The sequence below is a fragment of the Tenacibaculum finnmarkense genomovar ulcerans genome, assembly GCF_900239495.1.
Classification (GTDB): Bacteria; Bacteroidota; Bacteroidia; order Flavobacteriales; family Flavobacteriaceae; genus Polaribacter; species Polaribacter ulcerans.
This window is the reverse complement of sequence record NZ_OENE01000055.1, coordinates 51,625-76,050: the sequence shown is the minus strand read 5'-3', so window position 1 is coordinate 76,050 and position 24,426 is coordinate 51,625. Positions and strand designations below refer to the sequence as shown.

The following is a 24,426-nucleotide window of genomic DNA, read 5'->3' as shown; positions in this document are numbered from 1 at the left end:
TCATTATATATAACACATTAAAAAAATCATTAAGAATATGAAAAACATCGCTGTAATAGGAGCTGGAACTATGGGAAATGGTATTGCACATACCTTTGCTCAATTCGGATACACCGTTCAACTTATTGATATTTCTCAAACTGCTTTAGATAAAGGTATTGCTACGATTACCAAAAATTTAGACCGAATGCTTGGTAAAGAGAAAATATCCGAAGAAGATAAAAAAAATACCTTACAAAATATTTCAACACATACTTCTATCAAAAAAGGCGTTCAAAATGCCGATTTAGTGGTAGAAGCTGCTACCGAAAACCTAGCGTTGAAATTAAAAATATTTAAAGAATTAGACGAATTTTGCCCTGAAAAAACCATTTTAGCAAGCAATACTTCTTCTATTTCTATTACACAAATTGCAGCGATTACCAACAGACCTGAAAAAGTAATTGGTATGCACTTTATGAACCCTGTGCCGATTATGAAATTGGTAGAAATTATCAGCGGTTACAATACTGCTGATGATGTATTGAATTTCACCGTTGATTTATCTAAAAAAATAGGAAAAACACCTGTTAAAGTAAACGATTACCCAGGTTTTGTAGCAAATCGTATTTTAATGCCAATGCTTAACGAGGCTATTGAAACCCTATATAATGGCGTTGCTGGTGTTTCTGAAATTGATACAGTAATGAAGCTCGGAATGGCACACCCAATGGGACCGTTACAACTAGCTGACTTTATTGGTTTAGATGTTTGTTTATCTATATTAAACGTATTGTACGACGGTTTTAAAAACCCTAAATATGCACCCTGCCCCTTATTGGTAAACATGGTTAATGCAGGTAAATTAGGCGTAAAATCGGGTGAAGGTTTTTATGATTATTCCGAAAATAGAAAGGCAGAAAAAGTTGCTAAAATGTTTTCTTAAATTTTTTATTTTTATTGATTCATATAAAAAATCAGCAACTTTTTCTATTGAAAATTTTGCTGATTTTTTTTAAAACTTAACACCTCTTTTACAGATTATTTCTTAGAGCATTTTTTATAAATATCTTCATACATTGGCAATATTTTTTCTAACGAAAATACTTTAATATGTTGTTTTGCGTTTTCTTTAAATTCTGCTAAAATAGCTTCATTTTTTAAAATTTTAATCGCATTTGTTGCCATATCATTTACATCGCCTAAATTACTTAAATACCCTGTTTTTCCATGGATATTCACCTCAGGTAAACCACCGCAATTTGTTGAAATAACCGCCGTGCTAGCTGCCATTGCTTCTAAGGCTGCCAAACCAAAGCTTTCAGTTTGCGAAGGCAATAAAAAAACATCAGAATAACATAATATTTTAGCTACTTCATTACTATTTCCTAAAAACAATACTTTGTCTTCAATATTTAATTTTTTCGCTAAATTTTCTGCTTTTAAACGCTCAGGACCATCACCCACCATCAATAATTTTGAAGGAACTTCTTTTTGAATTTTATTGAAAATTTCAATAACATCTTCGGTTCGTTTTACAGGACGGAAATTACTAACATGAGTTACAATTTTTTCTTCAGAAGTAGCCAAAGCAATACGTTTACATTCGCCTTGATGAGCCTGATCGTATTTTTCACCATCAATAAAATTATAAACTACTTTAATATCTTTTTCAATATTAAACAAACGTAGCGTATCTTCTTTTAAACTGTTGGAAACCGTAGTTACCTCATCCGATTGATTTATACTAAACTCAACCGCTGTTTTATAGGTTGGATGGCTTCCAACTAGCGTAATATCGGTACCGTGAAGCGTGGTTACTACTTTTATATTAATATTCTTTTCTTCCAGCATTTTCTTCGCCATATACGCCGCATAAGCATGCGGAATAGCATAATGTACATGTAAAACTTCTAGTTGATGTTTTTCAACAACCTCCACCATTTTACTAGACAATGCCAATTCATAAGGTTGATATTGAAATAACGGATACTCTTCTAAAACAACTTCGTGAAAATGCAATCGATGTGAAAAAAAATCTAATCGAACAGGTTGGTTATAGGTTATAAAATGAACCTCATGTCCTTTATCGGCAAGTGCCATTCCTAATTCTGTCGCCACGACGCCACTTCCTCCAAAAGTTGGATAACAAACAATTCCTATTCTCATAATTAAAGTTGATGATTATAACAGTAAATTTACAGTATTTCTTATGTTTTTCTGTGAATAAAAGCATAAAAAAATCCCGCTATAAAGCGAGATTTTAATTTTTTATCTAAAAAATAATTTAGTAATCTCCTAATGTTTCAGGATTTTGAGCTAATGATTCTGCTAATTGCGCATCACTTGGAGCTTTACCGTGCCAAGCGTGTGTATTCATCATAAAATCAATTCCATTCCCCATTTCTGTATATAATAATACACAAACTGGTTTTCCTTTACCGCTGCGAGATTTTGCTTCAGCCATTCCTTTTAAAATAGCTTCTACATCATTTCCTTTTTTAATTTTTAATACATCCCAACCAAAAGCTTCAAATTTCGCTTGTAAGCTTCCCATAGCTAATACTTGGTCTGTTGTACCGTCAATTTGCTTTTCGTTTACATCGATTGTAGCAATTAGGTTATCCACTTTTTTTGCTGATGCATACATTGCTGCTTCCCAGTTCTGCCCTTCTTGTAATTCACCATCACCATGTAATGTATATACAATTTTATCATCACCGTTTAACTTTTTAGCCTCTGCTGCACCAATAGCAACACTCATTCCTTGCCCTAAAGAACCCGAAGCAATACGGATACCTGGTAAATGATCGTGTGTTGTTGGATGCCCTTGTAAACGGGTGTTTAATTTTCTAAAAGTAGCTAGTTCTGCTACTGGAAAAAATCCACTATGTGCTAAAACACTATAAAAAACTGGCGATATATGCCCATTTGATAAAAAGAATAAGTCTTCTTTATCTCCGTCCATTTTAAAATCAGTAGAATATTCCATGATTTCTTGATACAAACAGGTAATAAATTCTGCACATCCTAAAGAACCTCCTGGGTGTCCTGAATTTACTGCGTGTACCATTCGAACGATATCTCTACGAACTTGTTGTGTAAAATCTTGTAGTTGTTGTGTTGTTGGCATTGTTGTGTTGTTTTGATGTGTCTTGTTATATCTAGGCAAAAGTAACGGTTTATAAAACAATTGCCAATTACTTTTTTTAAGTTTTTTGCTTTTTCTTTTTTGCCGCAGGAAATAACACATTATTTAAAATTAAACGATATCCTGGTGATGTTGGATGTAACTCTAATTCGGTTTTTGGATCGCCAATTCTGTGCTGATAATCCTCAGGGTCATGTCCTCCGTAAAAAGAAAACATCCCTTTTCCTTTTGTTCCATGGATATATTTCGCTTCTCCATTGGTCGGATTCTCACCTAAAACTAGCACGGTAGATTTTATTGTATTACCATCAAACGAAGTAGTTTGCCCCATAAACCCTTTGACTAATTGCGTATGATTCTGGGTAAGCATGGTAGGCACTTGATCCCATTTTGCCGAAAACTCTTTCAAGGTAAAATAATCTACTTCTTTTTTTATTTTACGCTTACGAGTCATATCAATAGAAGAAAATTCGTAGGTTGTTGGGTTGCGAATCAATTCAAAATCTTTAAAAGCAAAGGTCTTATTAAAATTTATTTTTGATTGATAATTAGCTTCCGAAGCATCTGAATCAAACATTCCTTCACAAATATCTACGCCATCGGCGGATAAAGCGATGTCAAAACTATCGGTTGCTGAGCACATGGCAAACATAAAACCACCACCAATTACATAATCTCTAATTTTTTTAGCAACAGCACTTTTTTCTTCGGATACTTTTGCGTACCCTAATTTGGTTGCCAATGCTTCTGCATCTTTTTTCTGCTGAATATACCAAGGAGCTGTTCTAAAAGCTCCGTAAAAACGACCATATTGCCCTGTAAAATCTTCGTGATGCAAGTGCAACCACTCGTATAATAACAATTTATCATTTAAAATTTCTTGATCATAAATTACATCAAAAGGAATTTCGGCATAGGTTAACACCATGGTTACCGCATCATCCCAAGGCATTTTTCCTTTTGGAGAATACACCGCTATTTTAGGAGCTTTTTCAAGGGTAACGGCTTCTTGATTCTTTGAAGGTGATGAAATTTCTTCTAAAATTATTTGAGCTTTAGCATCTGAAATTACTTGATACGAAACTCCTCTAATTTTACATTCTTTTTCTAGCGAATTATTATTTTCTAGTAAAAAAGCACCACCATCATAGTTTAACAACCACTTTGATTTTAAGCCATTTTCTAAAGCATAATAAACAATTCCGTAGGCTTTTAAATGATTTTTCTGATTTTCGTTGCTCATCGGAACATACAAAAAAGATGCCCAAAGTGAGTTCGAAATCAATAAAAATAATACGATATGTAGTGTTTTTTTCATCTCCTTTTTATATCAAAAACTAAAATACACAATTACCAAGTAGCAATTGTGTATTTTATATATTTTTATGATTTTTTTTAAAAATTAAAACGGCACATCGTCATCGCTAGGACCAAAAGCATCTTCTGGCGAAGCAAAATTACTAGAGGCTACTTCGTTATTAAAACTGCCGGCAATACCACCATTCATACTCGATTCAAATTCACTACTATTTCCTTCATCTAAATCAGAAAATAAGGCTAAATGTCCTGTAAATTTCAAACGAATATTATCCATTCCACCATTACGATGCTTTGCTACAATAAACTCTCCCTGTCCTTCACATGGCGAGTGGTCGTCATCATCCCATTCGGTCATTCCGTAATATTCAGGACGAAAAATAAACGAAACAATATCAGCATCTTGCTCAATTGCTCCTGATTCACGTAAATCAGAAAGTAATGGTCTTTTTGAACCTCCACGAGTTTCCACGGCACGTGATAACTGCGATAATGCAATTACAGGAATACTCAATTCCTTTGCCAATGCCTTTAAATTTCGAGAAATTGTTGATATTTCTTGTTCACGATTTCCTGACGAACCTCCTGCGGTCATTAATTGTAAGTAATCAATCACAATTATTTTCACATCGTTCTGCGATACTAAACGTCGTGCCTTTGCACGTAAATCAAAAATAGAAAGTGCTGGTGTATCATCAATAAAAATAGGAGCATCAGAAAGTTTTTTAACCTTTACATTTAACTGTTCCCATTCATGGGGTTCTAAATTTCCTTTACGTAATTTTTCAGATGTTAAACCTGTTTCAGAAGAAATCATACGGGTAATTAATTGTACCGATGACATTTCTAATGAAAAAATAGCAACCGCATTATTAAACTGAATAGCCATATTTTTAGCCATCGAAATTACAAATGCTGTTTTTCCCATACCAGGACGGGCTGCAATAATAATTAAGTCGGAAGGTTGCCAACCCGATGTTAAAGCATCTAGCTTTGTAAAACCTGTTTGCAAACCACTCATTCCGCCTTTTCCTGAAATTTCTTGAATCCTGTTAATAGATTGCTGTACTAATGAATCGGCTTTTTCTGCTCCTTTTTTAAGATTTCCTTGAGTTACTTCAAATAATTTCCCTTCGGCTTCGTCTAATAAATCAAAAACATCAACAGTTTCATTATAAGAATTTTCAATTATTTCCGAAGAAATGGTAATCAATCTACGTTGAATGTATTTTTCTAAAATAATACGAGAGTGAAACTCAATATGTGCCGAAGAGGCTACTTTTTGAGTTAAACCGATTAAGAAAAAATCACCTCCAGCTACGGCTAATTTTCCAGTCTTTTTTAATTGATTTGATACTGAAAGTAAATCAATTGGTTCAGAATTTTGAAAAAGTGTATAAATTGCCTGATATACTTCTTGATGTCTTTTATCATAAAAAGATTCAGGAGTAAGAATATCAATTACCTCATCAATTCCTTTTTTATCAATCATCATAGCCCCCAAAACTGCCTCCTCTAGCTCTAAGGCTTGTGGCGGTAATTTTCCTTTTTCAAGATTAACAGTTCTACTGTTATTCGTTTTTCTTCCTCTGTCAGATTGAGTTCGTTCCATGGTGCAAAGATAATTTTTTCAACTGATATTTTTAGTAGCTGTCTTTAACTTTATTTATCAAAAATTAACCTACAAAAAATAGTCATTATTTTACTTAAAACCTAGTGTTTTTACCAGTAACTTTCTTATTTTTGAGGGTATGAAACAGGCTAAAATAAAAATAATTATAGCGCTCACCCTGCCTATTCAACTATTTCTTATACATTTTTTAAGCAAAAAACCACACTGGATAGAAGAGTATTATAGTAGCGGAGTTTATCCTTCTATTTCTAAAACACTACGGCTGATTTTAGGTTGGATTCCTTTTTCTGTAGGCGATATATTGGGTTTAATTTTATTATTTCTAATGATAAAAGCCTGTTACTCTTTGATTAAAAATAACTTTAAAAATAGTATTTCAAAATTTTTACAGTTTACAGGTATTTTATCGCTGCTTTATTTTTGTTTTTATGCCTTTTGGGGATTGAATTATTTTAGAGAACCTTTGGCTGAAAATTTAGGATTAAAACAAGCAAATTATAGCACGGAACAACTTATTGAAACTACGCAAAAAATTATTTTTGAATTAAATAAAACACATCTAGATATTACCCATAATGATACTATTAAAGTAACTGTTCCTCACACTCGAAAACAAATATATGGCTTAGCCACTAACGGATACAAGCAGTTAGAGAAACAATATCCGCAGTTAAAATATCAATTTCCATCAATAAAAAGCTCGGTAGTTAGCTTATTTCAATCTTATAACGGAACTGGCGGCTATATCAACCCTATTACTGGCGAAGCACAAATAAATGACCTGCTTCCTAAAACAGGTTATCCTGCAACAACTTGCCATGAAATGGCGCATCAAATTGGTTGGGCAGCTGAAAATGATGCCAATTTTGTAGGCTTTTTGGCGGCTATTTCAAATGAAGATATATATTTTAAATATTCTGGATACAGAATGGCGTACACCTATTGTATTAACCAGGTTTATAAAAGAGATAAAAACAGCGCTAAAAAGCTAAAAAACACCGTAAATAAAGGGATTTATAAAGATTACAACGACAGTTACTTACATTGGCAGCAATTTAAAAACCCTATTGAACCGTATTTTAAAAAAGGATACAACGCTTATTTAAAGGCAAACAACCAAGTAAATGGTATAAAATCGTACAGTTATGTAGTAGATTTGCTCATTGCTTATTTTACTCAAAAAAACTAAAATTAATTACTTATTTATGAACTATTTTTCAGCTTTTGTTGCATTTTCTGCAAGCCTTATTTTACTAACTTCTTGTAATTCATCTTCCGAATTAAAAAAAGATTTCACCTGTAAAAATGATGTTTTTTATCAGGAAAACACTCTTAAAGAACAGCAAGATTTTCGAAAATATTTTACAACCTACTTCCCTAAAAATTGGAAAGTAAATTTATATTACGACACTAAAAAAACATCTATTTACGCCGCAGATACCACTGTTAATTTAACAAAAACAACGCTTATTGATGTAACATTGGTACACAATACTGTTTATATTGATCAAACTTTTGCCCAAAAAATTACAGCGGATAACAAAAAAATGGGCTTAACAGAACTTAAAACAAAGCACTTACAATTATTTAAGAAACCTTCTTATTATAGTTATGCCCAAGGAAAAAAAGGCAAACATTCCTATCATATTTTAAATACCTTTACAAAAATAAACACCGATAATTTTTTACACGTTAAAACGGAAGTTTATGGCGATTCTTTGGTTACAGAACGCTTCTGCAAAGCCATCGAATTAATTGAAAAAATAAACCTAAATTAATATTTTTAGAACATTTAATAGAAAATAACATAAATAAAAACACAATGAACAAACAACATATTATCAATCGTTTTATCAAATACGTAACTATTGATACCGAAAGTAACCCTAACAATCCTGCGTTTCCAAGTTCTGAAAACCAATGGGATTTAGCAAAAGTTCTTGAAAAAGAGCTAAAAGAAATGGGGATGGAAGACGTTGAATTAGACGAAAACTGTTACCTAATGGCTACTTTACCTAGTAATTTAGACTACGAAGTGCCAACTATCGGTTTTGTTGCACATATTGATACTAGCCCAGATTTTACGGGTAAAAATGTAAAGCCTCAAATTCATGAGAATTACGACGGAAAAGACATTCTTTTAAATAAAGAAGAAAACATTGTGTTGTCTGCTGATTATTTTGAAGATTTATTACAATATAAAGGACAAACAATTATTACTACAGATGGTACTACACTTTTAGGTGCCGACGATAAAGCAGGTGTTACCGAAATTGTTTCGGCAATGGAATACTTAATCCAAAATCCTGAAATTAAACACGGTAAAATTAGAGTTTGTTTTCCACCTGATGAAGAAGTTGGTAAAGGAGCACATATGTTTGACGTCGAAAAGTTTGGGGCTAAGTGGGCATATACCATGGACGGAAGTCAAATTGGAGAGCTTGAATATGAAAACTTTAATGCTGCAGGTGCTAAGATTACTGTAAATGGTAAAATTGTACATCCTGGTTATGCCAAAGGAAAATTAATTAATTCAATGACTATTGCTAGCGAATTAATTAATAAGTTACCTAAAAATGAAGTTCCTGAAAAAACAACAGGGTATGAAGGATTTTTTCACTTACACCACATAGAAGGTAAGGTTGAAAAAACTGTTTTACAGTATATTATTAGAGACCATGATATGGAATTATTTCTAGGTCGTAAGCAAGCTATGTTAAATTTAGTATCAGAAATGAACGCTGAATTAGGGCAAGATTTAATTGATATTGAAATTAAAGATCAATATTATAATATGAAGGAAAAAGTAACTCCTGTTATGCATATTGTTGATATTGCCGAAGAAGTTATGAACGATTTAGGTATTAAACCATTAATTAAAGCAATTAGAGGTGGTACTGATGGTTCTCAATTATCTTACAAAGGCTTACCATGTCCTAATATTTTTGCAGGTGGGCATAATTTTCACGGACGTTATGAATACGTACCTGTTGAGAGTATTTTAAAAGCAACCGAAGTAATTGTTGGTATTGCTCAAAAAGTAGCGGTTAAATTCAAATAAAAAATAGTTAAAATATTTTTAAAAACGCTGGCAATATTGCTAGCGTTTTTTTTATACTTTTAATTAAAAATTATAAACGTTATACTAAATTGAATTCAGCATCGCATCAATAGGATAATTACGGCAAATGCAAAATTTAAACAAATTAACGCATAAACTATTTTTTTTCACAAAAAAAACTCGATTTGTCTATTTTTTACAATTAATTTTTTGAAGAAAATTCCTTTTCTACATTTGTCGGGTATAAAAACATTCCTAAAATAATACAAGTACAATGAATAGAGAAGCATTATTAAATTTAGCAAACAAATACGGTTCGCCGCTTTATGTATATGATACTGAAAAAATAATAAATCAGTATAAAAATATAACCACTGCTTTCTCTAAGGTTAAAAACTTAAAAATAAACTACGCTGTAAAAGCACTTTCTAACATCAATATTTTAAAGGTTTTTAAAACCTTAAATAGCGGTTTAGATACCGTTTCTATTCAAGAAGTAAAACTCGGTTTACTTGCCGGATTTTCTCCTAAAGATATTATTTATACACCAAATGGGGTTTCTTTACAAGAAATTGAAGAAGTTTCAAAATTAGGAATTCAAATTAATATTGATAATTTATCTATCTTAGAGTTGTTTGGGCAAAAACACCCGAAAACTCCTGTTTGTATTCGTATAAATCCGCATATTATGGCAGGTGGAAATAGTAATATTTCTGTTGGGCATATCGATTCTAAATTTGGGATTTCAATTCATCAAGTACCGCATATAAAAAGAGTTGTTGAAAATACAGGCATGCGCATTAACGGTATTCACATGCACACAGGTTCTGATATTTTAGATATTGATACTTTTATAAGAGCTTCAGATATTTTATTTGATGTTGCTCGACAATTTAAAAATATTGATTTTATTGATTTCGGAAGTGGATTTAAAGTTCCTTATAAAAAAGATGATATTTCTACTGATATTGTTGAATTAGGTGAAAAATTATCTGATAGATTTAACAAATTCTGTAAAAACTACGGTAAAAATGTAACTTTAATGTTTGAACCTGGTAAGTTTTTAGTTAGCGAATCAGGAAAGTTTTTAGCAAAAGTTAATGTAATTAAGCAAACAACCTCAACTGTTTTTGCAGGAATTGATAGCGGAATGAATCATTTAATTCGTCCGATGCTTTATAATTCGTACCATAGTATTGAAAACTTATCTAACCCAAAAGGAAGAGAACGTTTTTATAGCATTGTCGGTTATATTTGTGAAACAGATACCTTCGGTTCTAACAGGCGTATTAATGAAATATCAGAAGAAGATATTTTATGTTTTAGCAATGCAGGTGCTTACTGCTACTCGATGGCATCAAATTACAATTCAAGGTTTAAGCCTGCCGAAGTAATGATTTACAAAGCAAAAGATTACTTAATTAGAAAAAGAGAAACTATAGATGATATTCTTAGAAATCAAGAAAACATTAAAATTGATTAAACTTATATAATTTATAGCAATAAAAAAAGATTAAAATGTCTAAACCTGAGCAATATTGTTCAGGTTTTTTTATGCTTTATATTTAAGTAAACCTAAGACCTCACAGGTTTTAAAAACCTGTGAGGTCTATTTATTTCAGCATCGCATAAAGCGAAGAACTACGGCAAATCAGGATGAGAAACTGAAATAAATTCAGTTTGACGGATTCGATTTTTTTAGCTATAAAATGTTTTTAATTTAAACAGGTTCTTAAAAATATTAAATAAATACAAATTATAAAAAGAAACTAAAACCCCTAGCCCCGATTGAAGCGTTTGTTTGAGCTCTTTTTTTGATTTTTCTTCAAAAAAAAGCGAGTGCGGAAAGCGGGAAATAGCTTCAAAAAAACAATCTAAAAGTTTGAAACAAAAAAATCCTACTCAAATAAATGAGTAGGATTTTTATATAGTTTAATTTAAAATTCTTACTTTTCAGCAACAACCTCAAATACGATATCAGCAACAACAGCTCTGTGTAAACGTACAGCAGCGTTATATTTACCTAATCTTTTTACACTACCTCCAGTAACTTTGATAAATTTCTTATCAATTACAGTACCAGCTTTAGCTAATGCTTCAGCAACATTAATGTTGTTTACTGAACCAAATAATTTATCACCAGAACCTACTTTAGAAGTAATTTTGATTTCGTATCCTTTAATAGCTTCGGCAACCGCAGTTGCTTCTTCTACTAATTTAGCTTCTTTAAAAGCACGTTGCTTTAAGTTTTCAGCTAATACTTTTTTAGCTGAAGAAGTAGCTAATATTGCATATCCTTTAGGAATTAGGCTGTTACGACCATAACCATTCTTAACAGTTACAACATCGTCTTTAAAACCTAAATTTTCTACGTCTTGTCTTAGTATCAATTCCATGTTTCTACTTCTTTATTATTTTAATAAATCACCAACGTATGGCATTAACGCTAAGTGACGAGATCTCTTGATAGCTTGAGCCACTTTACGTTGATACTTTAATGATGTTCCTGTTAAACGTCTTGGTAAAATTTTACCTTGTTCGTTTACTAAATACATTAAGAAGTCAGCATCTTTATAATCGATGTATTTAAAACCGTTCTTTTTAAAACGACAGTATTTTGCTTCTTTTTTTGTTTCAATATCAAGCGGAGTTAAGTAACGTACTTCACCTTGCTTACTTCCTTTTGCTTGTTGATCTATAGTTGTTGACGCCATTTCTTACTTTTTTGCAGATTTAACACGTTCTCTTCTCTTTTCAGCCCACGCTTCAGCATGCTTGTCTAACTTTACAGTTAAATAACGCATAACGCTATCATCTCTTCTAAATTCTAATTCAAAAGGAGCAATAGCATCTCCAGCTACTTTGTAGTCTAATAAGTGGTAAAATCCACTTTTTTTCTTTTCAATTGGGTACGCTAATTTTTTTAAGCCCCAATCTTCTTTAGAAATCATTTCTGCACCTTTAGAAAGTAAATAGTCCTCAAACTTTTTTACTGTCTCCTTTACCTGAGTTTCAGATAAAACGGGATTCAAAATGAAAACAGTTTCGTAATGATTCATAATTGAATTGTTTAAATTTTTATAAGTCTGCAAATCTACTGTTTTTTAATTAATTTGACAAACTCTTATTCATAAAAACTTAAGATTTAAATTTTCTAAATGAAACTATAATTTCATAAATACCTATTGATAAAAATATTTTACCCAAAATAAAAGGCAACCAAGACCAACCTATTACAAAGGTTTTATCTATTAAAGGATTGTAAATATTTGTAGGAATTAAAAATTTTGTAAACCCATTCATAAAAAAACATAGCTCAGAAAAATCAAAATTCCCAAACCCGAAATCACCAACACTTATCCAAAAGAAAAGAGCGTAAAAAATAAAGCTACCTAATATCAATAGTTTCCATTTCTTTAGCTTTTATTGTAAAAATAGTCTTTTTTTTTGAAGCTATTTCCCGCTTTACGCACTCGCTTTTTTTATTTTTTTAAAAGAAAAAACAAAAAAGAGCTCAAACAAACGCTTCAATCGGGGCTAGGGTTTTGAGTTTTTTTTGATAATATCACTCGAACTGACAGTTTATTTAATTTTTAAACTAGCCCAAAACATTTCGCTTTAAAACTTGCTCAGTAAAATTCTTTAGACTATTTTTATTATGAAACAGCGCTAATATAAAGAGGCAAGCATATGATGAGTTATAACGCAACGATAGAGGAGGAAAACAAAGAAATAGCCCACAGGTATAAAAATTTATTACAAGGAACCTATCAAACATTATCCGAAGAAGATAAAAAACTGATTCGTAAAGCTTTTGACATTTCTGTTGAAGCACATTCAAAACAACGTAGAAAAACAGGTGAACCTTATATTTACCATCCAATAGCGGTGGCTAAAATTGTAGCAGATGAAATTGGCTTAGGTGCTACTTCAATTGCAGCGGCGCTTCTTCATGATGTTGTAGAAGACACCCATTATACCATTGATGATATGGAACGTTTGTTTGGCGAAAACATCGCCCGTATTGTTAGCGGACTTACCAAAATATCTAATTTAAAAAAGGAACAAGATTATTCTATACAGGCAGAGAATTTTAGAAAAATGCTCCTTACTTTGCACGACGATGTACGTGTAATTTTAATCAAAATTGCCGACCGCCTGCACAATATGCAAACCATGGATGCAATGCCTGGTTATAAACAGGTTAAAATTGCTTCGGAAACCTTATATATTTATGCCCCTTTAGCACATCGTTTAGGGTTGTATAATATTAAAACCGAACTAGAAGATTTAGGTTTAAAATATACCGAGCCTGAAATTTACAACAGTATTTTACTTAAAATTAAAGACAGCAAAGAAGAGCAACAAAAATATATTGATACTTTTACAGGAACCTTAAAAGAGTCATTAAATAAAGAAGGTTTTAACTATACCATTAAAGGACGTTTTAAATCCATTTATTCTATCCGAAGAAAAATGCGAAAACAAAACGTAACTTTTGAAGAGGTCTATGATAAATTTGCGATTCGTATTATTTATGAGCCTACTTCTACGGATGAAAAATTTGATGCTTGGAAAATATATTCTATTGCCACGGATTTCTTTAAACCCAATCCTGCTCGTTTGCGTGATTGGATTTCGCAACCAAAATCAACAGGTTACGAAGCCCTTCATATTACCGTTATGGGACCGCAAGCAAGATGGGTAGAAGTGCAAATTCGCTCTCAAAGAATGGACGAAATTGCCGAAAAAGGATATGCAGCACATTTTAAATACAAACAAGGTGCAGCAAAAGAAAATGGACTTGACGGATGGTTAAATCGTTTAAAAGAAACACTCGAAAATCAAAGTATTAACGCAGTCGATTTTGTAGAAGATTTTAAACTGAATTTATACGCCAAAGAAATATATGTTTTTACCCCAAAAGGTGATTTAAAATCATTGCCTAAAAAAGCATCCGCTTTAGATTTTGCCTTCGCCGTACATACCGATGTTGGTTTAAAATGCCGTGGCGCAAAAGTAAACGGAAAATTAGTTCCTTTAAGCCACACTCTTAGAAGTGGTGATCAGGTAGAGGTTCAAACCGCTACCAATAATAAACCCAATGTGCGCTGGTTAGACTTTGTAATTACCGCTAGAGCACGTACTAAAATTAAATCGGCATTAAAAGCCGAAGAAAAAATTATTGCCGAAGAAGGAAAAGCAATTTTATTTAGAAAATTACGTCATTTAAAACTAGGGTCTGGCGAAAAAATAATTAACGAACTTGCTAATTATTTCGAATTAAAAACAAGCTTCGATTTATTTTTTAGAGTGGGTAACGGCGCTATTGATAACGCAAAATTAAAAGAATTTGTTGCGCAAAGAAGTGGGCTTATTATGGGCTTTATTAAAAATACTTTTCGCCGTGCTCCTACTAAAGATGTTTCAGAAAAACAAGAAGTTAACCATAAATATGACGCGCTTGTATTTGGTAAAGACGAACAAACTCTTGATTATACCTTAGCGAAATGTTGCACCCCTATTGCTGGCGATAAAGTTTTTGCCTTTACAACAATAAATGAAGGGCTTAAAATTCATAAAAACAACTGCCCAAACGCCATTTCTTTACAATCGAATTACGCATACCGAATTATGTCGGCAAAATGGATTGATTCAACTAAAGAAGAATTTACCGCTATTTTACACCTATCAGGAATTGATAATAAAGGAATCATAAACGATATTACCCGTATTATTTCTAATAGTATGGATGTTTTTATACATAGCATTAATTTTACCGGATCTGAAGGTGTTTTTGATGGGAAAATTTCGTTAAGTATCAAGAATAAAGTACAGTTAAATAAAATAATTGACGCGATGAAAAAAATAGAAGGGGTACAAAAAGTAGCACGTGTTAACACATTATAGTATCATTTTTAAGATACTGCTTTTTTTATCAATAAATAACTGTAAATTTGTCCGTCCGTAAATTTTTAAAATATAATGAGTAGTTCAATCGAAAATCAAGAAGTTGTAAAAAAAGTTTTCACTACTTTTTTAGAAGAAAACAAGCATCGTAAAACACCAGAGCGCTACGCTATTTTACAAGAAATATATGTTGCGGAAGAACATTTTGATATAGAGTCACTTTATATCAAAATGAAAAATAAAAATTATCGTGTAAGTAGAGCTACGCTTTACAATACGATAGATTTACTTTTAGACTGTGGATTGGTTCGTAAACATCAGTTTGATGGGCAATCAATGGCACGTTATGAAAAAAGTTACTTCGATAAAAACCACGATCATTTAATTATGACCGATTCTGGAGAGGTAAAAGAATTTTGTGACCCCCGAATTCAAATTATCAAAAAAACAATAGAAGAAGTTTTTGATATTGATATTCACAACCACTCTCTTTATTTCTACGGAACAAAAAGAAAAAAACAATAACAACACAAATACACTTAATAACACACTAAATGGCAGTAGATTTATTACTCGGATTACAATGGGGAGACGAGGGAAAAGGTAAAATCGTAGATGTTTTAACAGGAGATTACGATATTATTGCAAGATTTCAAGGAGGACCAAACGCAGGTCATACATTAATTTTTGACGGTAACAAACATGTTTTACATACAATTCCTTCTGGAATTTTTCATAAAACCGCTTTAAACGTAGTTGGTAATGGTGTAGTAATCGACCCTGTTATCTTTAAAAAAGAATTAGAAAATTTAGATACTCATAAAGTTGATTATACTTCTAAATTATTAATTTCTAGAAAAGCTCACTTAATATTACCTACTCACAGGTTATTAGATGCGGCTTCTGAAACTTCAAAAGGAAAAGCGAAAATTGGTTCTACTTTAAAAGGAATTGGTCCTACTTACATGGACAAAACCGGTAGAAACGGAATGCGTGTTGGTGATTTAGAGCTAGATAACTGGAAAGATAAGTACAGAGCTTTAACAAAAAAGCATTTAAGTATGCTTAGCTTTTTTGATGTTCAAGTTGAATATGATTTAGACGAATTAGAAGCTGAATTTGACTTAGGTATTGAAAAATTAAGAACATTACAGTTTATTGATTCTGAAGAATATTTAAACAGTGCAATTAAAGCTGGAAAAACAATTTTAGCCGAAGGAGCACAAGGTTCTTTATTAGATATTGACTTTGGAACCTATCCGTTTGTAACATCTTCTAATACAACTGCCGCTGGTGCTTGTACTGGTTTAGGAATTGCTCCTAACAGAATTGGAGATGTGTTCGGAATATTCAAAGCTTACACTACTCGTGTTGGTTCTGGTCCTTTTCCTACTGAATTATTCGATGAAGATGGTGCTGAAATGGCTAAAGTTGGGCATGAATTTGGAGCTACAACTGGTCGTGCAAGACGCTGCGGATGGTTAGATTTAGTTGCTTTAAAATATGCAGTTGATGTAAACGGAGTTACTAAGTTAATGATGATGAAAGGAGATGTTCTTTCAGGATTTGATACTTTAAAAATCTGTACTTCTTACAATTATAAAGGTGAAGAAATTACACATTTACCTTACAATATTGAACCTGAAAATGTAACTGTAAACTATACAGAATTCAAAGGATGGGAAGATGATTTAACAAAAATGACAACGGCTGATCAGTTACCTAAAAACTTATTAGACTATGTTGCTTTTATTGAAAAAGAAACAGGTGTTCCAGTAACAATTGTATCTGTAGGTCCAGATAGAATGCAAACAATTAATAGATAAATTTATTTCTATTTTATATAAAAAGCCTTCATCTTTGATGAAGGCTTTTTTTTTATTTATTGAAACTTATTTTTCTGATAAAATTTCTTGCCCAAATTTATGACACAATGCTAATGTTTCTTCTACATCATCAATGGTAGTTTTTGGGTTGATTAAACACATTCTTAAAACTACTTGTTTATTCAAAATAGTGGTTACTAAAAATGCTTCTTTAGAATCCATTACTTTTTTAGAAATTTGATTGTTTAACACATCAATTTCTTTTTCTGATAAATTTGCTCCAATCGGATTATATCTAAAATTAATAATCGCTAAAGTTGCTGGCGAAACAATTTCCCAATCCCTACTTTTACGCAACACTTTTTCAACCCTATCGGCTAAATCAATATTATAGGTTACCGCTTTTTTAAACGTATCTAATCCGTATGTTTTTATCGACATATAAAATTTTAATGCTCTAAAACGACGGGTTAATTGAATTCCATAATCATAAAAATTAATTTCAGATTCATTTCCTTCAATATCACGTAAATATTCTGGTTTTTCACTGAAAGTTCCACTCAACCAAGAAGAGTCTTTCACCAATAAACAGCCTATTTCATAAGGTTGATAAAACCATTTATGCGGATCTACCGTTAACGAATCCGCTCTTTGAATTCCTCGCAATGCTTTTGCGCCTTTTTCAGATAAAATAGCAGCGCCACCATAGGCTCCATCAATATGAAACCACAAATTTTCAGCTTCACAAATATCAGCGATATCATCTAAAGGATCAACCGTTCCTGTGTTTGTTGTTCCTGCGGATGCAATAAAACAAAAAGGCTGTAACCCTTCTAAACGATCTTTAGCAATGGCATTTTTTAATTTATTGATACTTATTCTAAATTCAATATCGGTAGGTAAAATACGTATTTGTTCTTTTTTAAAACCTAAAACTCTAATTGCTTTAATATTTGAAGAATGCGCTTGATCAGACAGATAAATGATTGCTTTCGAAAAATCATCGCCACATTTTATACGTCTAGCTGTTGCTAATGCCGTTAAATTTGCCATAGAACCACCACTTGTAAAAATACCACCACCTTTTTCAACAGGAAAATCGTACATTTTTAATAACCAGTTCATCGTTACAATTTCTAATTCTGCAGCCGCAGGAGAAACTACCCAACCTCCTGAAAAAATATTAAAACCAGTAGCCAAACTATCTGCCATGGTGCTAATAAAATTACTTGGTCCTGGCACAAATGAATAGGCTTTAGGATGCGAAATAACCGTACTATTCGGTATTACATTATCAATTACAAAGTCTAAAACTTCTGTTGGATTCATGCCTTTTTCAGGAACTTGCTCTAAAAACAAATCGTCCATTTCTTGACGTGTTGCCGAGGTTACAGGTTTTTTATTCTCTAAAGTATCCCAATGTTCAGCAATTAGATCTACTATCTTATAACCATAAGATTTCATTTCTTCTAAGGATAAATCAAAATGGGCGCTCATAAATGTATATTTTTTATTATTTCCGCAAAATTAACCTTTAAATAGAAGCTTGCTCCGTTTTTTTTCGAATAATTTTATTCCATAATTTTATTGATTTATTAAGAAATATAGCGCCTTGTTTTCATTATTTTTGCTATCTAAAATCGTATTCATTTGAAAAAGTTATTTCTTTTCAGTTTTTTAATTATATCAATAGCTAGTTTTTCTCAAGCAAAAAAAATCAAGATACTTTCTACACAGTTAAGTACCACCGATCAAGAAAAATATCCTGATGCCACCATTCTTATAGGTAATGTAAAAATGGCACACGAAGGAGCTACCCTCGAATGTAAAAGAGCCTTGCTTTATCAAAAAGAAAATATTTTTAAAGCCTTAGGAGAAGTTGTTATTGAACAAGGCGATAGTATTATTCAATACAGTGATTTTGTACTTTATAACGGAAACACTAAAAAAGCAACCTCTTGGGGAAATGTTGAAATTAACGATAAAGAAATGAAGCTAAGTACCGATACACTTCATTTTGATAGAAAAAATCAACTTTTATATTATCCTAGCGGAGGTACAATTCGCGACAAAAAAAACGTACTAAAAAGCATCCGAGGAACGTATTTTTTAAAAGAGAAAAAGTTTACCGCCAAATCAAAAGTTAGCGTTGTAAACCCTCAAAACAAGCTAGAATCTGAGCATTTAGATTATTATACCAACTCACATTTAGCTTATTTATACGGTAAGAGCACCATTACAAATTTAAAAGATAGCACCAAAGTTTATTGTGAACGTGGTTTTTACAACACCAATACTGATGTGGCTTATTTTGTAAAAAATGCCAAGCTATTTTTAAAAGAACGCACCATTTCTGCCGATAGTTTATACTATGATAAACGCCAAGGTTTTGCCTCGGCAACAAATAATATCAAGGTAATTGACACAGTTCAAAAAATGGTAACCAAAGGTAATTATGCCGAATTATATGAAAAAAAAGATTCGCTTTTTATTATTGATAAAGCCGTGGCTATTACCGCTATTGATAAAGATTCAATGTATGTTGCTGGTGATAAAATTTTATTAACAGGTAAAACTAATAAAAGAATTATTCGAATTTTTAACAATGTCAAAATTTTCAAATCAGACTTGCAAGGAAAATGTGATTCTATTCATACAAGCCAAGTTTCAGGGCTTACCAGAATGTTTAAAAACCCTATTTTATGGTCTGGAAAAAATCAAATTACAGGCGATAGTATTCAGTTAAAAAACAATACTGTCACCAATAAATTAGATTCTTTGAAAGTTTTAAAAAATGCTTTTATGATTCAAAAAGACTCGTTATCTGAAGATGATTTTAATCAGATAAAAGGACGAAATATTTACGGTAAATTTGAAAAAAGCAAGTTAAAAACCATGCTTGTAAAAGGAAATGCCGAATCGTTGTATTATAACAGAAACGAAAACACCAAAAAATTAGAAACCGTTACCAAAGAAATTGCCAGCGATATTGAATTTACCTTTGCTGAAAATGAAATTATAGAAACGAAATATTTTAAATTATCCGAAGGAAAAACATTTCCTCCCTCTGAATTCCCATCCGAAGAAAAAAAATTCAGAGGCTTTATTTGGCGTAGCGATGAGCAACCTTTAAGCGTTGATGATCTTTTCAAAAAAGATAAAAAACCCTTGACTTCTATAAAAAAAATCATCAAAAATGATACCGCTGTAAAAAAGGTAAAAAAACAGTATTTAAAAGCACAATTCAAAAAAAGTGCGCCTAGAAAACAACTTTTAAGAAAAATTAAATAGCCGTATAAAGATGAAAAACGATTTTTTAAAATACCAAGGACAAACAACACCACATCCTTTAGCTATTGAAATTTCTCACGCAAACGGAAGCTATATCTACGATAAAAAGGGCAAAAAAATGCTCGATTTCGTAGCTGGAGTTTCGGCAAATAGCCTCGGGCATAATCATCCAAAAGTTACCGAAGCTATTAAAAAACAGCTCGATTCTTATACCCACGTTATGGTTTATGGCGAGTTTATTCAGCAACCACAATTAGATTTATGCAAGACTTTAGCAAAAACATTGCCTGAAAATTTATCGTCAGTTTACTTGGTAAATTCAGGAACAGAAGCAACCGAAGGCGCTTTAAAATTAGTAAAACGCTTTACGGCAAGGGCTGAAATTATTGCCGCTAAAAACGGGTATCACGGAAACACCCAAGGCGCAATGAGCGTTTGCGGAGCCGAAGCTCAAAACCGAGCATTTCGTCCTTTAATTCCTGGTGTAAAGTTTATCGAATTTAATAATGAAATCGATTTAGATAAAATTACCACAAAAACAGCAGGCGTTATTTTAGAAACCATCCAAGGTGGAGCTGGTTTTATCGAACCTAAAAATGATTATTTATCAAAAGTAAAAAAACGCTGCGAAGAGGTTGGCGCTTTATTAATTTTAGATGAAATTCAAACAGGTGTTGGACGTACAGGAAAATTTTGGGGATTTGAAAATTACAATGTTATTCCTGATATTATTATTACAGGAAAAGGCTTAGGTGGCGGTATGCCAATTGGTGCGTTTATTGCTTCTTTTGATGTAATGAATTGCTTAAAAGAAAACCCTAAATTAGGACATATTACTACTTTTGGTGGGCATCCTGTAATTGCAAGTGCTGCTTTGGCAACTGTTGACGAAATTACATCGTCAAATCTTATTAAAGAATCCCTACGAAAAGAAGCGATTATTAGGGATAAATTTAAAAACCATAAGGCTATTAAAGAAATTCGAGGAAGAGGTTTAATGCTTGCTTTAGTAGTAGAATCGCCTGAAATTGCCTCAAAAATAATTTTGAATTGCTTAGATAAAGGGCTGATTTTATTCTGGCTACTTTTTGAAGGAAGCGCTATAAGAATCACTCCTCCATTAACTATTTCAGATGATGAAATTAAAGAAGGATGTGATTTAATTTTAAATGAATTGAATAATCTTTAAGCTGAAAAAAATCGCAATTTCTTTTATTCTTCATAGATTTCACTCTAAAAAAGATAAAAAAATTGCGATTATAATTAAGAGCCTGTTTAAATTTCATCTAAAAAAATAAGACAAAAAAACAAGGAATCGCATCCTGATTTACCGTAGTTCTCCTGTTGATGTGATACTGAAATAATTCAGCATAACGTTTATCTCTTTTAAAAAACACTTTCTTTAAAATTTAAACGGCTCTAATAATTTTAAATAGCTTAATTAAACCAAAAACTCAAATAAATTAGGTTTATCGTTTAAATATTCTCCATAAAAATTAAGCGCTTTCATTCTTGCAATTAAAGGCGCTAAATCTTCTTTTTTTACCAATTCAATTCCAACCACGGCTGGTGCATTTTCTTTACTCGATTTTTTGGAATATTCGAAAAAAGTAATGTCATCATTTTTACCTAAAACATCCATTAAAAAATCTTTTAACGCGCCTGCTCTTTGCGGAAATCGGATGATAAAATAATGTTTTAATTCGCTATATAATAAGGCACGTTCTTTAATTTCGGCGGTTCTAGCAATATCGTTATTACTTCCGCTAATTACACAAACAACGTTTTTACCTTTAATTTCTTCGGCAAAAAAATCTAATGCTGTTATGGTTAAAGCGCCTGCAGGTTCTACCACAATGGCTTCTCTATTGTATAAATCTAAAATTGTTTGACATACTTTTCCTTCAGGAACGGTTATCATATCGTGTAAATTTTCTTTACAGATATCGAAGGTTAAATTTCCTACTTGCTGTACTGCCGCGCCATCGATAAACTTATCAATTTTAGCTAATTTTATATTTTTATTTGCCTCAATCGAAGTTTTCATAGACGCTGCTCCTGCTGGTTCTACGCCGATTACTTTGGTTGTTGGTGATAATAATTTAAAAATACTCGACACCCCAGAGGCCAAGCCTCCACCGCCTACGGGAACAAATACGTAATCAATAATTTCTTTAGATTGCTCGATAATTTCTAAACCAACGGTTGCCTGTCCTTCAATAATTTTTTGATCATCAAAAGGATGCACAAATGTTTTTTCTAAAGTATCGCAAATGTTTTTTGCATATTTATAAGCATCGTCAAACGTATCGCCCGATAATTGAATATCAACATAATCGCCACCAAACATTTTTACCTGCGCTACTTTTTGCTTTGGCGTAGGTGCTGGCATTACAATTGTACCGTGAATTTGAAGTTTTTTACACGCAAAAGCAACTCCTTGCGCATGGTTTCCCGCACTTGCACAAACAATTCCGTTTGCTCGTTGGGCTTGTGTTACCGAGTTCATTTTATTGTAAGCGCCTCTAATTTTGTACGATCTTACCTGTTGTAAATCCTCTCTTTTTAAGAAAATGTTTGCGTTATATTTTTCGGAATAAATATAATTATTTAATAGCGGAGTTTCTATAGCCACACCTTTTAGTGTAGCTACAGCCTCTCTTACCGCTTTTATTGTTGGTGAATATATAGTTTGTGTTTGCATATTTTTAATGAAAAACTACGGCTTCTTTTTCTTGTTCTTGAGTTATTGTTTTCATTGCCGTCATTGACGCTCTTAATGTTTTACCAATTGCTTCAATCGGGTGATTTTGAATTGCCGTATTTACAGCGATTAACGCTAAATTATCGACTTCGTTCGAATTTGTCGCTGAATTTTTAAACGCTTTACCGATAATATTCGTATCAACAGTTTTCATAAAATCAACTAATAATGGTTTTGCGGCGTGGTCAAATAAATAACAACCATATTCAGCAGTATCAGAAATAATACGGTTCATTTCGTATAATTTTTTTCTAGCAACCGTGTTTGCAATTAAAGGCAATTCATGTAACGATTCATAATATGCCGATTCTGCTTTAATTCCTGACGCTACCATGTTGTCGTAAGCTAACTCTACTCCTGCTCTTACAAAGGCAACCATTAAAGTTCCGTGGTCAAAAAATTCTTGATCGCTAATTTCTGCAGATGTAGCTGCTGTTTTTTCAAAAGATGTTTCACCTGTTTCAGCTCTCCAAGACAATAAATTTACATCGTCATTTGCCCAGTCTTCCATCATTGTTTTAGAAAAATGCCCCGACATAATATCGTCCATATGCTTTACAAACAACGGTGCCATAATTGTTTTTAACTCTTCTGAAATTTCAAAAGCTTTAATTTTTGCAGGGTTCGATAAACGATCCATCATGTTGGTAATTCCTCCATGTTTTAGAGCTTCGGTAATCACTTCCCAACCGTATTGAATTAATTTAGAGGCGTATCTAGGTTCGATTCCTTTTTCAATCATGCTATCAAAAGATAAAATAGAAGCCGTTTGTAAAACACCACATAAAATGGTTTGTTCGCCCATTAAATCTGACTTTACCTCAGCTACAAATGATGACTCTAAAACTCCTGCTTTGTGTCCTCCCGTTGCCACTGCGTATGCTTTTGCTTGTGCCCATCCTTTATTTTCAGGGTCATTTTCTGGGTGAACTGCAATTAAAGTTGGTACTCCGAAACCTCTTTTATATTCTTCTCGAACTTCTGTTCCAGGGCATTTTGGTGCCACCATAATCACGGTTAAATCTTCACGGACTTGCATTCCTTCTTCTACGATATTAAAACCGTGCGAATACGATAAGGTAGCTCCTTTTTTCATCAAAGGCATCACCGTATTTACAACTCTAGTATGTTGTTTATCGGGTGTTAAATTTAAGACTAAATCGGCAGTAGGAATTAAGGCTTCAAAAGTATCTACCGTAAAATTATTTTCAGAGGCATTTTTAAAAGAAGCTCTTTTTTCTTGAATTGCGGCGCTACGTAACGCGTAAGAAACATCCAAACCTGAATCTCTCATGTTTAACCCTTGGTTTAACCCCTGCGCTCCACAACCGATAATAACTACTTTTTTTCCTTCTAATGCTTTTACACCCTCAGAAAATTCTGAAGCTTCCATAAATCTGCATTTTGCTAATTGTTCTAATTTTCCTGCTAATGATAATGTATTGAAATAATTTGTTGCCATTTTTATAGTTGTTTGGTGTTGTTATTTTATGA

At 32.4% G+C, this 24,426-nt stretch carries 20 protein-coding genes; 10 read left to right on the top strand and 10 right to left on the bottom strand.

What is annotated here, in order from left to right; translation table 11 throughout:
- Positions 1 to 37 precede the first annotated feature (37 nt).
- Entirely contained in the window at positions 38 to 925 is an 888-nt protein-coding gene (locus tag DPIF8902391_RS12315; protein WP_172506009.1) for a 3-hydroxyacyl-CoA dehydrogenase family protein, read from the top strand.
- 95 nt (positions 926 to 1,020) lie between these two features.
- On the opposite strand, the gene bshA is transcribed toward DPIF8902391_RS12315, so the two are convergent.
- From bshA to dnaB, 4 genes are all read right to left on the bottom strand, one after another.
- Positions 1,021 to 2,148, bottom strand: coding sequence for an N-acetyl-alpha-D-glucosaminyl L-malate synthase BshA (bshA, locus tag DPIF8902391_RS12310; RefSeq protein WP_172506008.1), 1,128 nt, complete (start codon positions 2,146 to 2,148; stop codon positions 1,021 to 1,023).
- A gap of 118 nt (positions 2,149 to 2,266) precedes the next feature.
- The gene (locus DPIF8902391_RS12305; RefSeq protein WP_172506007.1) at positions 2,267 to 3,112 is read right to left on the bottom strand and encodes a transketolase; all 846 of its coding nucleotides are present in this window, start codon (positions 3,110 to 3,112) and stop codon (positions 2,267 to 2,269) included.
- Positions 3,113 to 3,188: 76 nt separating this feature from the next.
- The gene (locus DPIF8902391_RS12300) at positions 3,189 to 4,373 is read right to left on the bottom strand and encodes an asparagine synthetase B (RefSeq protein ID WP_172506028.1); all 1,185 of its coding nucleotides are present in this window, start codon (positions 4,371 to 4,373) and stop codon (positions 3,189 to 3,191) included.
- Positions 4,374 to 4,532: 159 nt separating this feature from the next.
- The gene (dnaB, locus tag DPIF8902391_RS12295) at positions 4,533 to 6,059 is read right to left on the bottom strand and encodes a replicative DNA helicase (protein WP_172506006.1); all 1,527 of its coding nucleotides are present in this window, start codon (positions 6,057 to 6,059) and stop codon (positions 4,533 to 4,535) included.
- Positions 6,060 to 6,198: 139 nt separating this feature from the next.
- Between dnaB and DPIF8902391_RS12290 the strand changes: the two genes are divergently transcribed.
- The 4 genes from DPIF8902391_RS12290 (at position 6,199) to lysA (ending at position 10,624) form a co-directional block, all read left to right on the top strand.
- A complete protein-coding gene (locus tag DPIF8902391_RS12290; RefSeq protein ID WP_058884955.1) occupies positions 6,199 to 7,269 on the top strand; it encodes a DUF3810 domain-containing protein in 1,071 nt (356 codons plus the stop codon).
- Between the two features lie 16 nt (positions 7,270 to 7,285).
- Positions 7,286 to 7,858 (top strand): hypothetical protein, encoded by a 573-nt coding sequence (locus DPIF8902391_RS12285; protein ID WP_172506005.1) that lies wholly within the window; start codon positions 7,286 to 7,288, stop codon positions 7,856 to 7,858.
- Positions 7,859 to 7,902: 44 nt separating this feature from the next.
- Positions 7,903 to 9,141 carry a peptidase T gene (gene pepT, locus DPIF8902391_RS12280; RefSeq protein WP_058884953.1) on the top strand — a complete coding sequence of 413 codons (1,239 nt, stop codon included), beginning with the start codon at positions 7,903 to 7,905 and terminating at the stop codon, positions 9,139 to 9,141.
- 274 nt (positions 9,142 to 9,415) lie between these two features.
- Positions 9,416 to 10,624 (top strand): diaminopimelate decarboxylase, encoded by a 1,209-nt coding sequence (gene lysA / locus DPIF8902391_RS12275; protein ID WP_172506004.1) that lies wholly within the window; start codon positions 9,416 to 9,418, stop codon positions 10,622 to 10,624.
- Positions 10,625 to 11,087: 463 nt separating this feature from the next.
- On the opposite strand, the gene rplI is transcribed toward lysA, so the two are convergent.
- Genes rplI through rpsF form a run of 3 tightly spaced genes read right to left on the bottom strand, consistent with a single transcriptional unit; the run spans position 11,088 to position 12,200 of the window.
- A complete protein-coding gene (gene rplI, locus DPIF8902391_RS12270) occupies positions 11,088 to 11,537 on the bottom strand; it encodes a 50S ribosomal protein L9 (protein WP_172506003.1) in 450 nt (149 codons plus the stop codon).
- 15 nt (positions 11,538 to 11,552) lie between these two features.
- Positions 11,553 to 11,855, bottom strand: a complete 303-nt coding sequence (gene rpsR / locus DPIF8902391_RS12265) for a 30S ribosomal protein S18 (protein WP_058884950.1) — start codon at positions 11,853 to 11,855, stop codon at positions 11,553 to 11,555.
- Positions 11,856 to 11,858: 3 nt separating this feature from the next.
- Positions 11,859 to 12,200 carry a 30S ribosomal protein S6 gene (gene rpsF, locus DPIF8902391_RS12260; protein ID WP_101902032.1) on the bottom strand — a complete coding sequence of 114 codons (342 nt, stop codon included), beginning with the start codon at positions 12,198 to 12,200 and terminating at the stop codon, positions 11,859 to 11,861.
- A gap of 634 nt (positions 12,201 to 12,834) precedes the next feature.
- Between rpsF and DPIF8902391_RS12255 the strand changes: the two genes are divergently transcribed.
- The 3 genes from DPIF8902391_RS12255 (at position 12,835) to DPIF8902391_RS12245 (ending at position 16,877) form a co-directional block, all read left to right on the top strand.
- Positions 12,835 to 15,051: a RelA/SpoT family protein gene (locus DPIF8902391_RS12255; protein ID WP_172506027.1), complete on the top strand. Its 2,217-nt coding sequence runs from the start codon at positions 12,835 to 12,837 to the stop codon at positions 15,049 to 15,051.
- A 75-nt stretch (positions 15,052 to 15,126) separates the two neighbouring features.
- Positions 15,127 to 15,576, top strand: a complete 450-nt coding sequence (locus DPIF8902391_RS12250) for a Fur family transcriptional regulator (protein WP_058884947.1) — start codon at positions 15,127 to 15,129, stop codon at positions 15,574 to 15,576.
- Positions 15,577 to 15,605: 29 nt separating this feature from the next.
- A complete protein-coding gene (locus DPIF8902391_RS12245) occupies positions 15,606 to 16,877 on the top strand; it encodes an adenylosuccinate synthase (protein ID WP_172506002.1) in 1,272 nt (423 codons plus the stop codon).
- A 66-nt stretch (positions 16,878 to 16,943) separates the two neighbouring features.
- On the opposite strand, the gene DPIF8902391_RS12240 is transcribed toward DPIF8902391_RS12245, so the two are convergent.
- Complete coding sequence (locus DPIF8902391_RS12240) at positions 16,944 to 18,374, bottom strand: pyridoxal phosphate-dependent decarboxylase family protein (protein ID WP_058884945.1); 1,431 nt, start codon at positions 18,372 to 18,374, stop codon at positions 16,944 to 16,946.
- Positions 18,375 to 18,527: 153 nt separating this feature from the next.
- On the opposite strand from DPIF8902391_RS12240, the gene DPIF8902391_RS12235 reads away from it, so the two are divergent.
- Both DPIF8902391_RS12235 and DPIF8902391_RS12230 read left to right on the top strand, forming a co-directional pair.
- Positions 18,528 to 20,168: an OstA-like protein gene (locus DPIF8902391_RS12235; protein ID WP_172506001.1), complete on the top strand. Its 1,641-nt coding sequence runs from the start codon at positions 18,528 to 18,530 to the stop codon at positions 20,166 to 20,168.
- A 10-nt stretch (positions 20,169 to 20,178) separates the two neighbouring features.
- Entirely contained in the window at positions 20,179 to 21,357 is a 1,179-nt protein-coding gene (locus tag DPIF8902391_RS12230; protein ID WP_172506000.1) for an aspartate aminotransferase family protein, read from the top strand.
- Positions 21,358 to 21,609: 252 nt separating this feature from the next.
- On the opposite strand, the gene ilvA is transcribed toward DPIF8902391_RS12230, so the two are convergent.
- Together ilvA and ilvC are read right to left on the bottom strand one after the other, a co-directional pair.
- The gene (ilvA, locus tag DPIF8902391_RS12225; protein WP_058884943.1) at positions 21,610 to 22,872 is read right to left on the bottom strand and encodes a threonine ammonia-lyase IlvA; all 1,263 of its coding nucleotides are present in this window, start codon (positions 22,870 to 22,872) and stop codon (positions 21,610 to 21,612) included.
- 4 nt (positions 22,873 to 22,876) lie between these two features.
- Entirely contained in the window at positions 22,877 to 24,394 is a 1,518-nt protein-coding gene (gene ilvC / locus DPIF8902391_RS12220; RefSeq protein WP_172505999.1) for a ketol-acid reductoisomerase, read from the bottom strand.
- Positions 24,395 to 24,426 lie beyond the last annotated feature (32 nt).

Excerpts from the sequence above, each read along its gene's own strand:
- DPIF8902391_RS12315 (WP_172506009.1), top strand. The coding sequence starts at position 38 with ATGAAAAACATCGCTGTAATAGGAGCTGGAACTATGGGAAATGGTATT.
- bshA (WP_172506008.1), bottom strand. The coding sequence starts at position 2,148 with ATGAGAATAGGAATTGTTTGTTATCCAACTTTTGGAGGAAGTGGCGTC.
- DPIF8902391_RS12305 (WP_172506007.1), bottom strand. The coding sequence starts at position 3,112 with ATGCCAACAACACAACAACTACAAGATTTTACACAACAAGTTCGTAGA.
- DPIF8902391_RS12300 (WP_172506028.1), bottom strand. The coding sequence starts at position 4,373 with ATGAGCAACGAAAATCAGAAAAATCATTTAAAAGCCTACGGAATTGTT.
- dnaB (WP_172506006.1), bottom strand. The coding sequence starts at position 6,059 with ATGGAACGAACTCAATCTGACAGAGGAAGAAAAACGAATAACAGTAGA.
- DPIF8902391_RS12290 (WP_058884955.1), top strand. The coding sequence starts at position 6,199 with ATGAAACAGGCTAAAATAAAAATAATTATAGCGCTCACCCTGCCTATT.
- DPIF8902391_RS12285 (WP_172506005.1), top strand. The coding sequence starts at position 7,286 with ATGAACTATTTTTCAGCTTTTGTTGCATTTTCTGCAAGCCTTATTTTA.
- pepT (WP_058884953.1), top strand. The coding sequence starts at position 7,903 with ATGAACAAACAACATATTATCAATCGTTTTATCAAATACGTAACTATT.
- lysA (WP_172506004.1), top strand. The coding sequence starts at position 9,416 with ATGAATAGAGAAGCATTATTAAATTTAGCAAACAAATACGGTTCGCCG.
- rplI (WP_172506003.1), bottom strand. The coding sequence starts at position 11,537 with ATGGAATTGATACTAAGACAAGACGTAGAAAATTTAGGTTTTAAAGAC.
- rpsR (WP_058884950.1), bottom strand. The coding sequence starts at position 11,855 with ATGGCGTCAACAACTATAGATCAACAAGCAAAAGGAAGTAAGCAAGGT.
- rpsF (WP_101902032.1), bottom strand. The coding sequence starts at position 12,200 with ATGAATCATTACGAAACTGTTTTCATTTTGAATCCCGTTTTATCTGAA.
- DPIF8902391_RS12255 (WP_172506027.1), top strand. The coding sequence starts at position 12,835 with ATGAGTTATAACGCAACGATAGAGGAGGAAAACAAAGAAATAGCCCAC.
- DPIF8902391_RS12250 (WP_058884947.1), top strand. The coding sequence starts at position 15,127 with ATGAGTAGTTCAATCGAAAATCAAGAAGTTGTAAAAAAAGTTTTCACT.
- DPIF8902391_RS12245 (WP_172506002.1), top strand. The coding sequence starts at position 15,606 with ATGGCAGTAGATTTATTACTCGGATTACAATGGGGAGACGAGGGAAAA.
- DPIF8902391_RS12240 (WP_058884945.1), bottom strand. The coding sequence starts at position 18,374 with ATGAGCGCCCATTTTGATTTATCCTTAGAAGAAATGAAATCTTATGGT.
- DPIF8902391_RS12230 (WP_172506000.1), top strand. The coding sequence starts at position 20,179 with ATGAAAAACGATTTTTTAAAATACCAAGGACAAACAACACCACATCCT.
- ilvA (WP_058884943.1), bottom strand. The coding sequence starts at position 22,872 with ATGCAAACACAAACTATATATTCACCAACAATAAAAGCGGTAAGAGAG.
- ilvC (WP_172505999.1), bottom strand. The coding sequence starts at position 24,394 with ATGGCAACAAATTATTTCAATACATTATCATTAGCAGGAAAATTAGAA.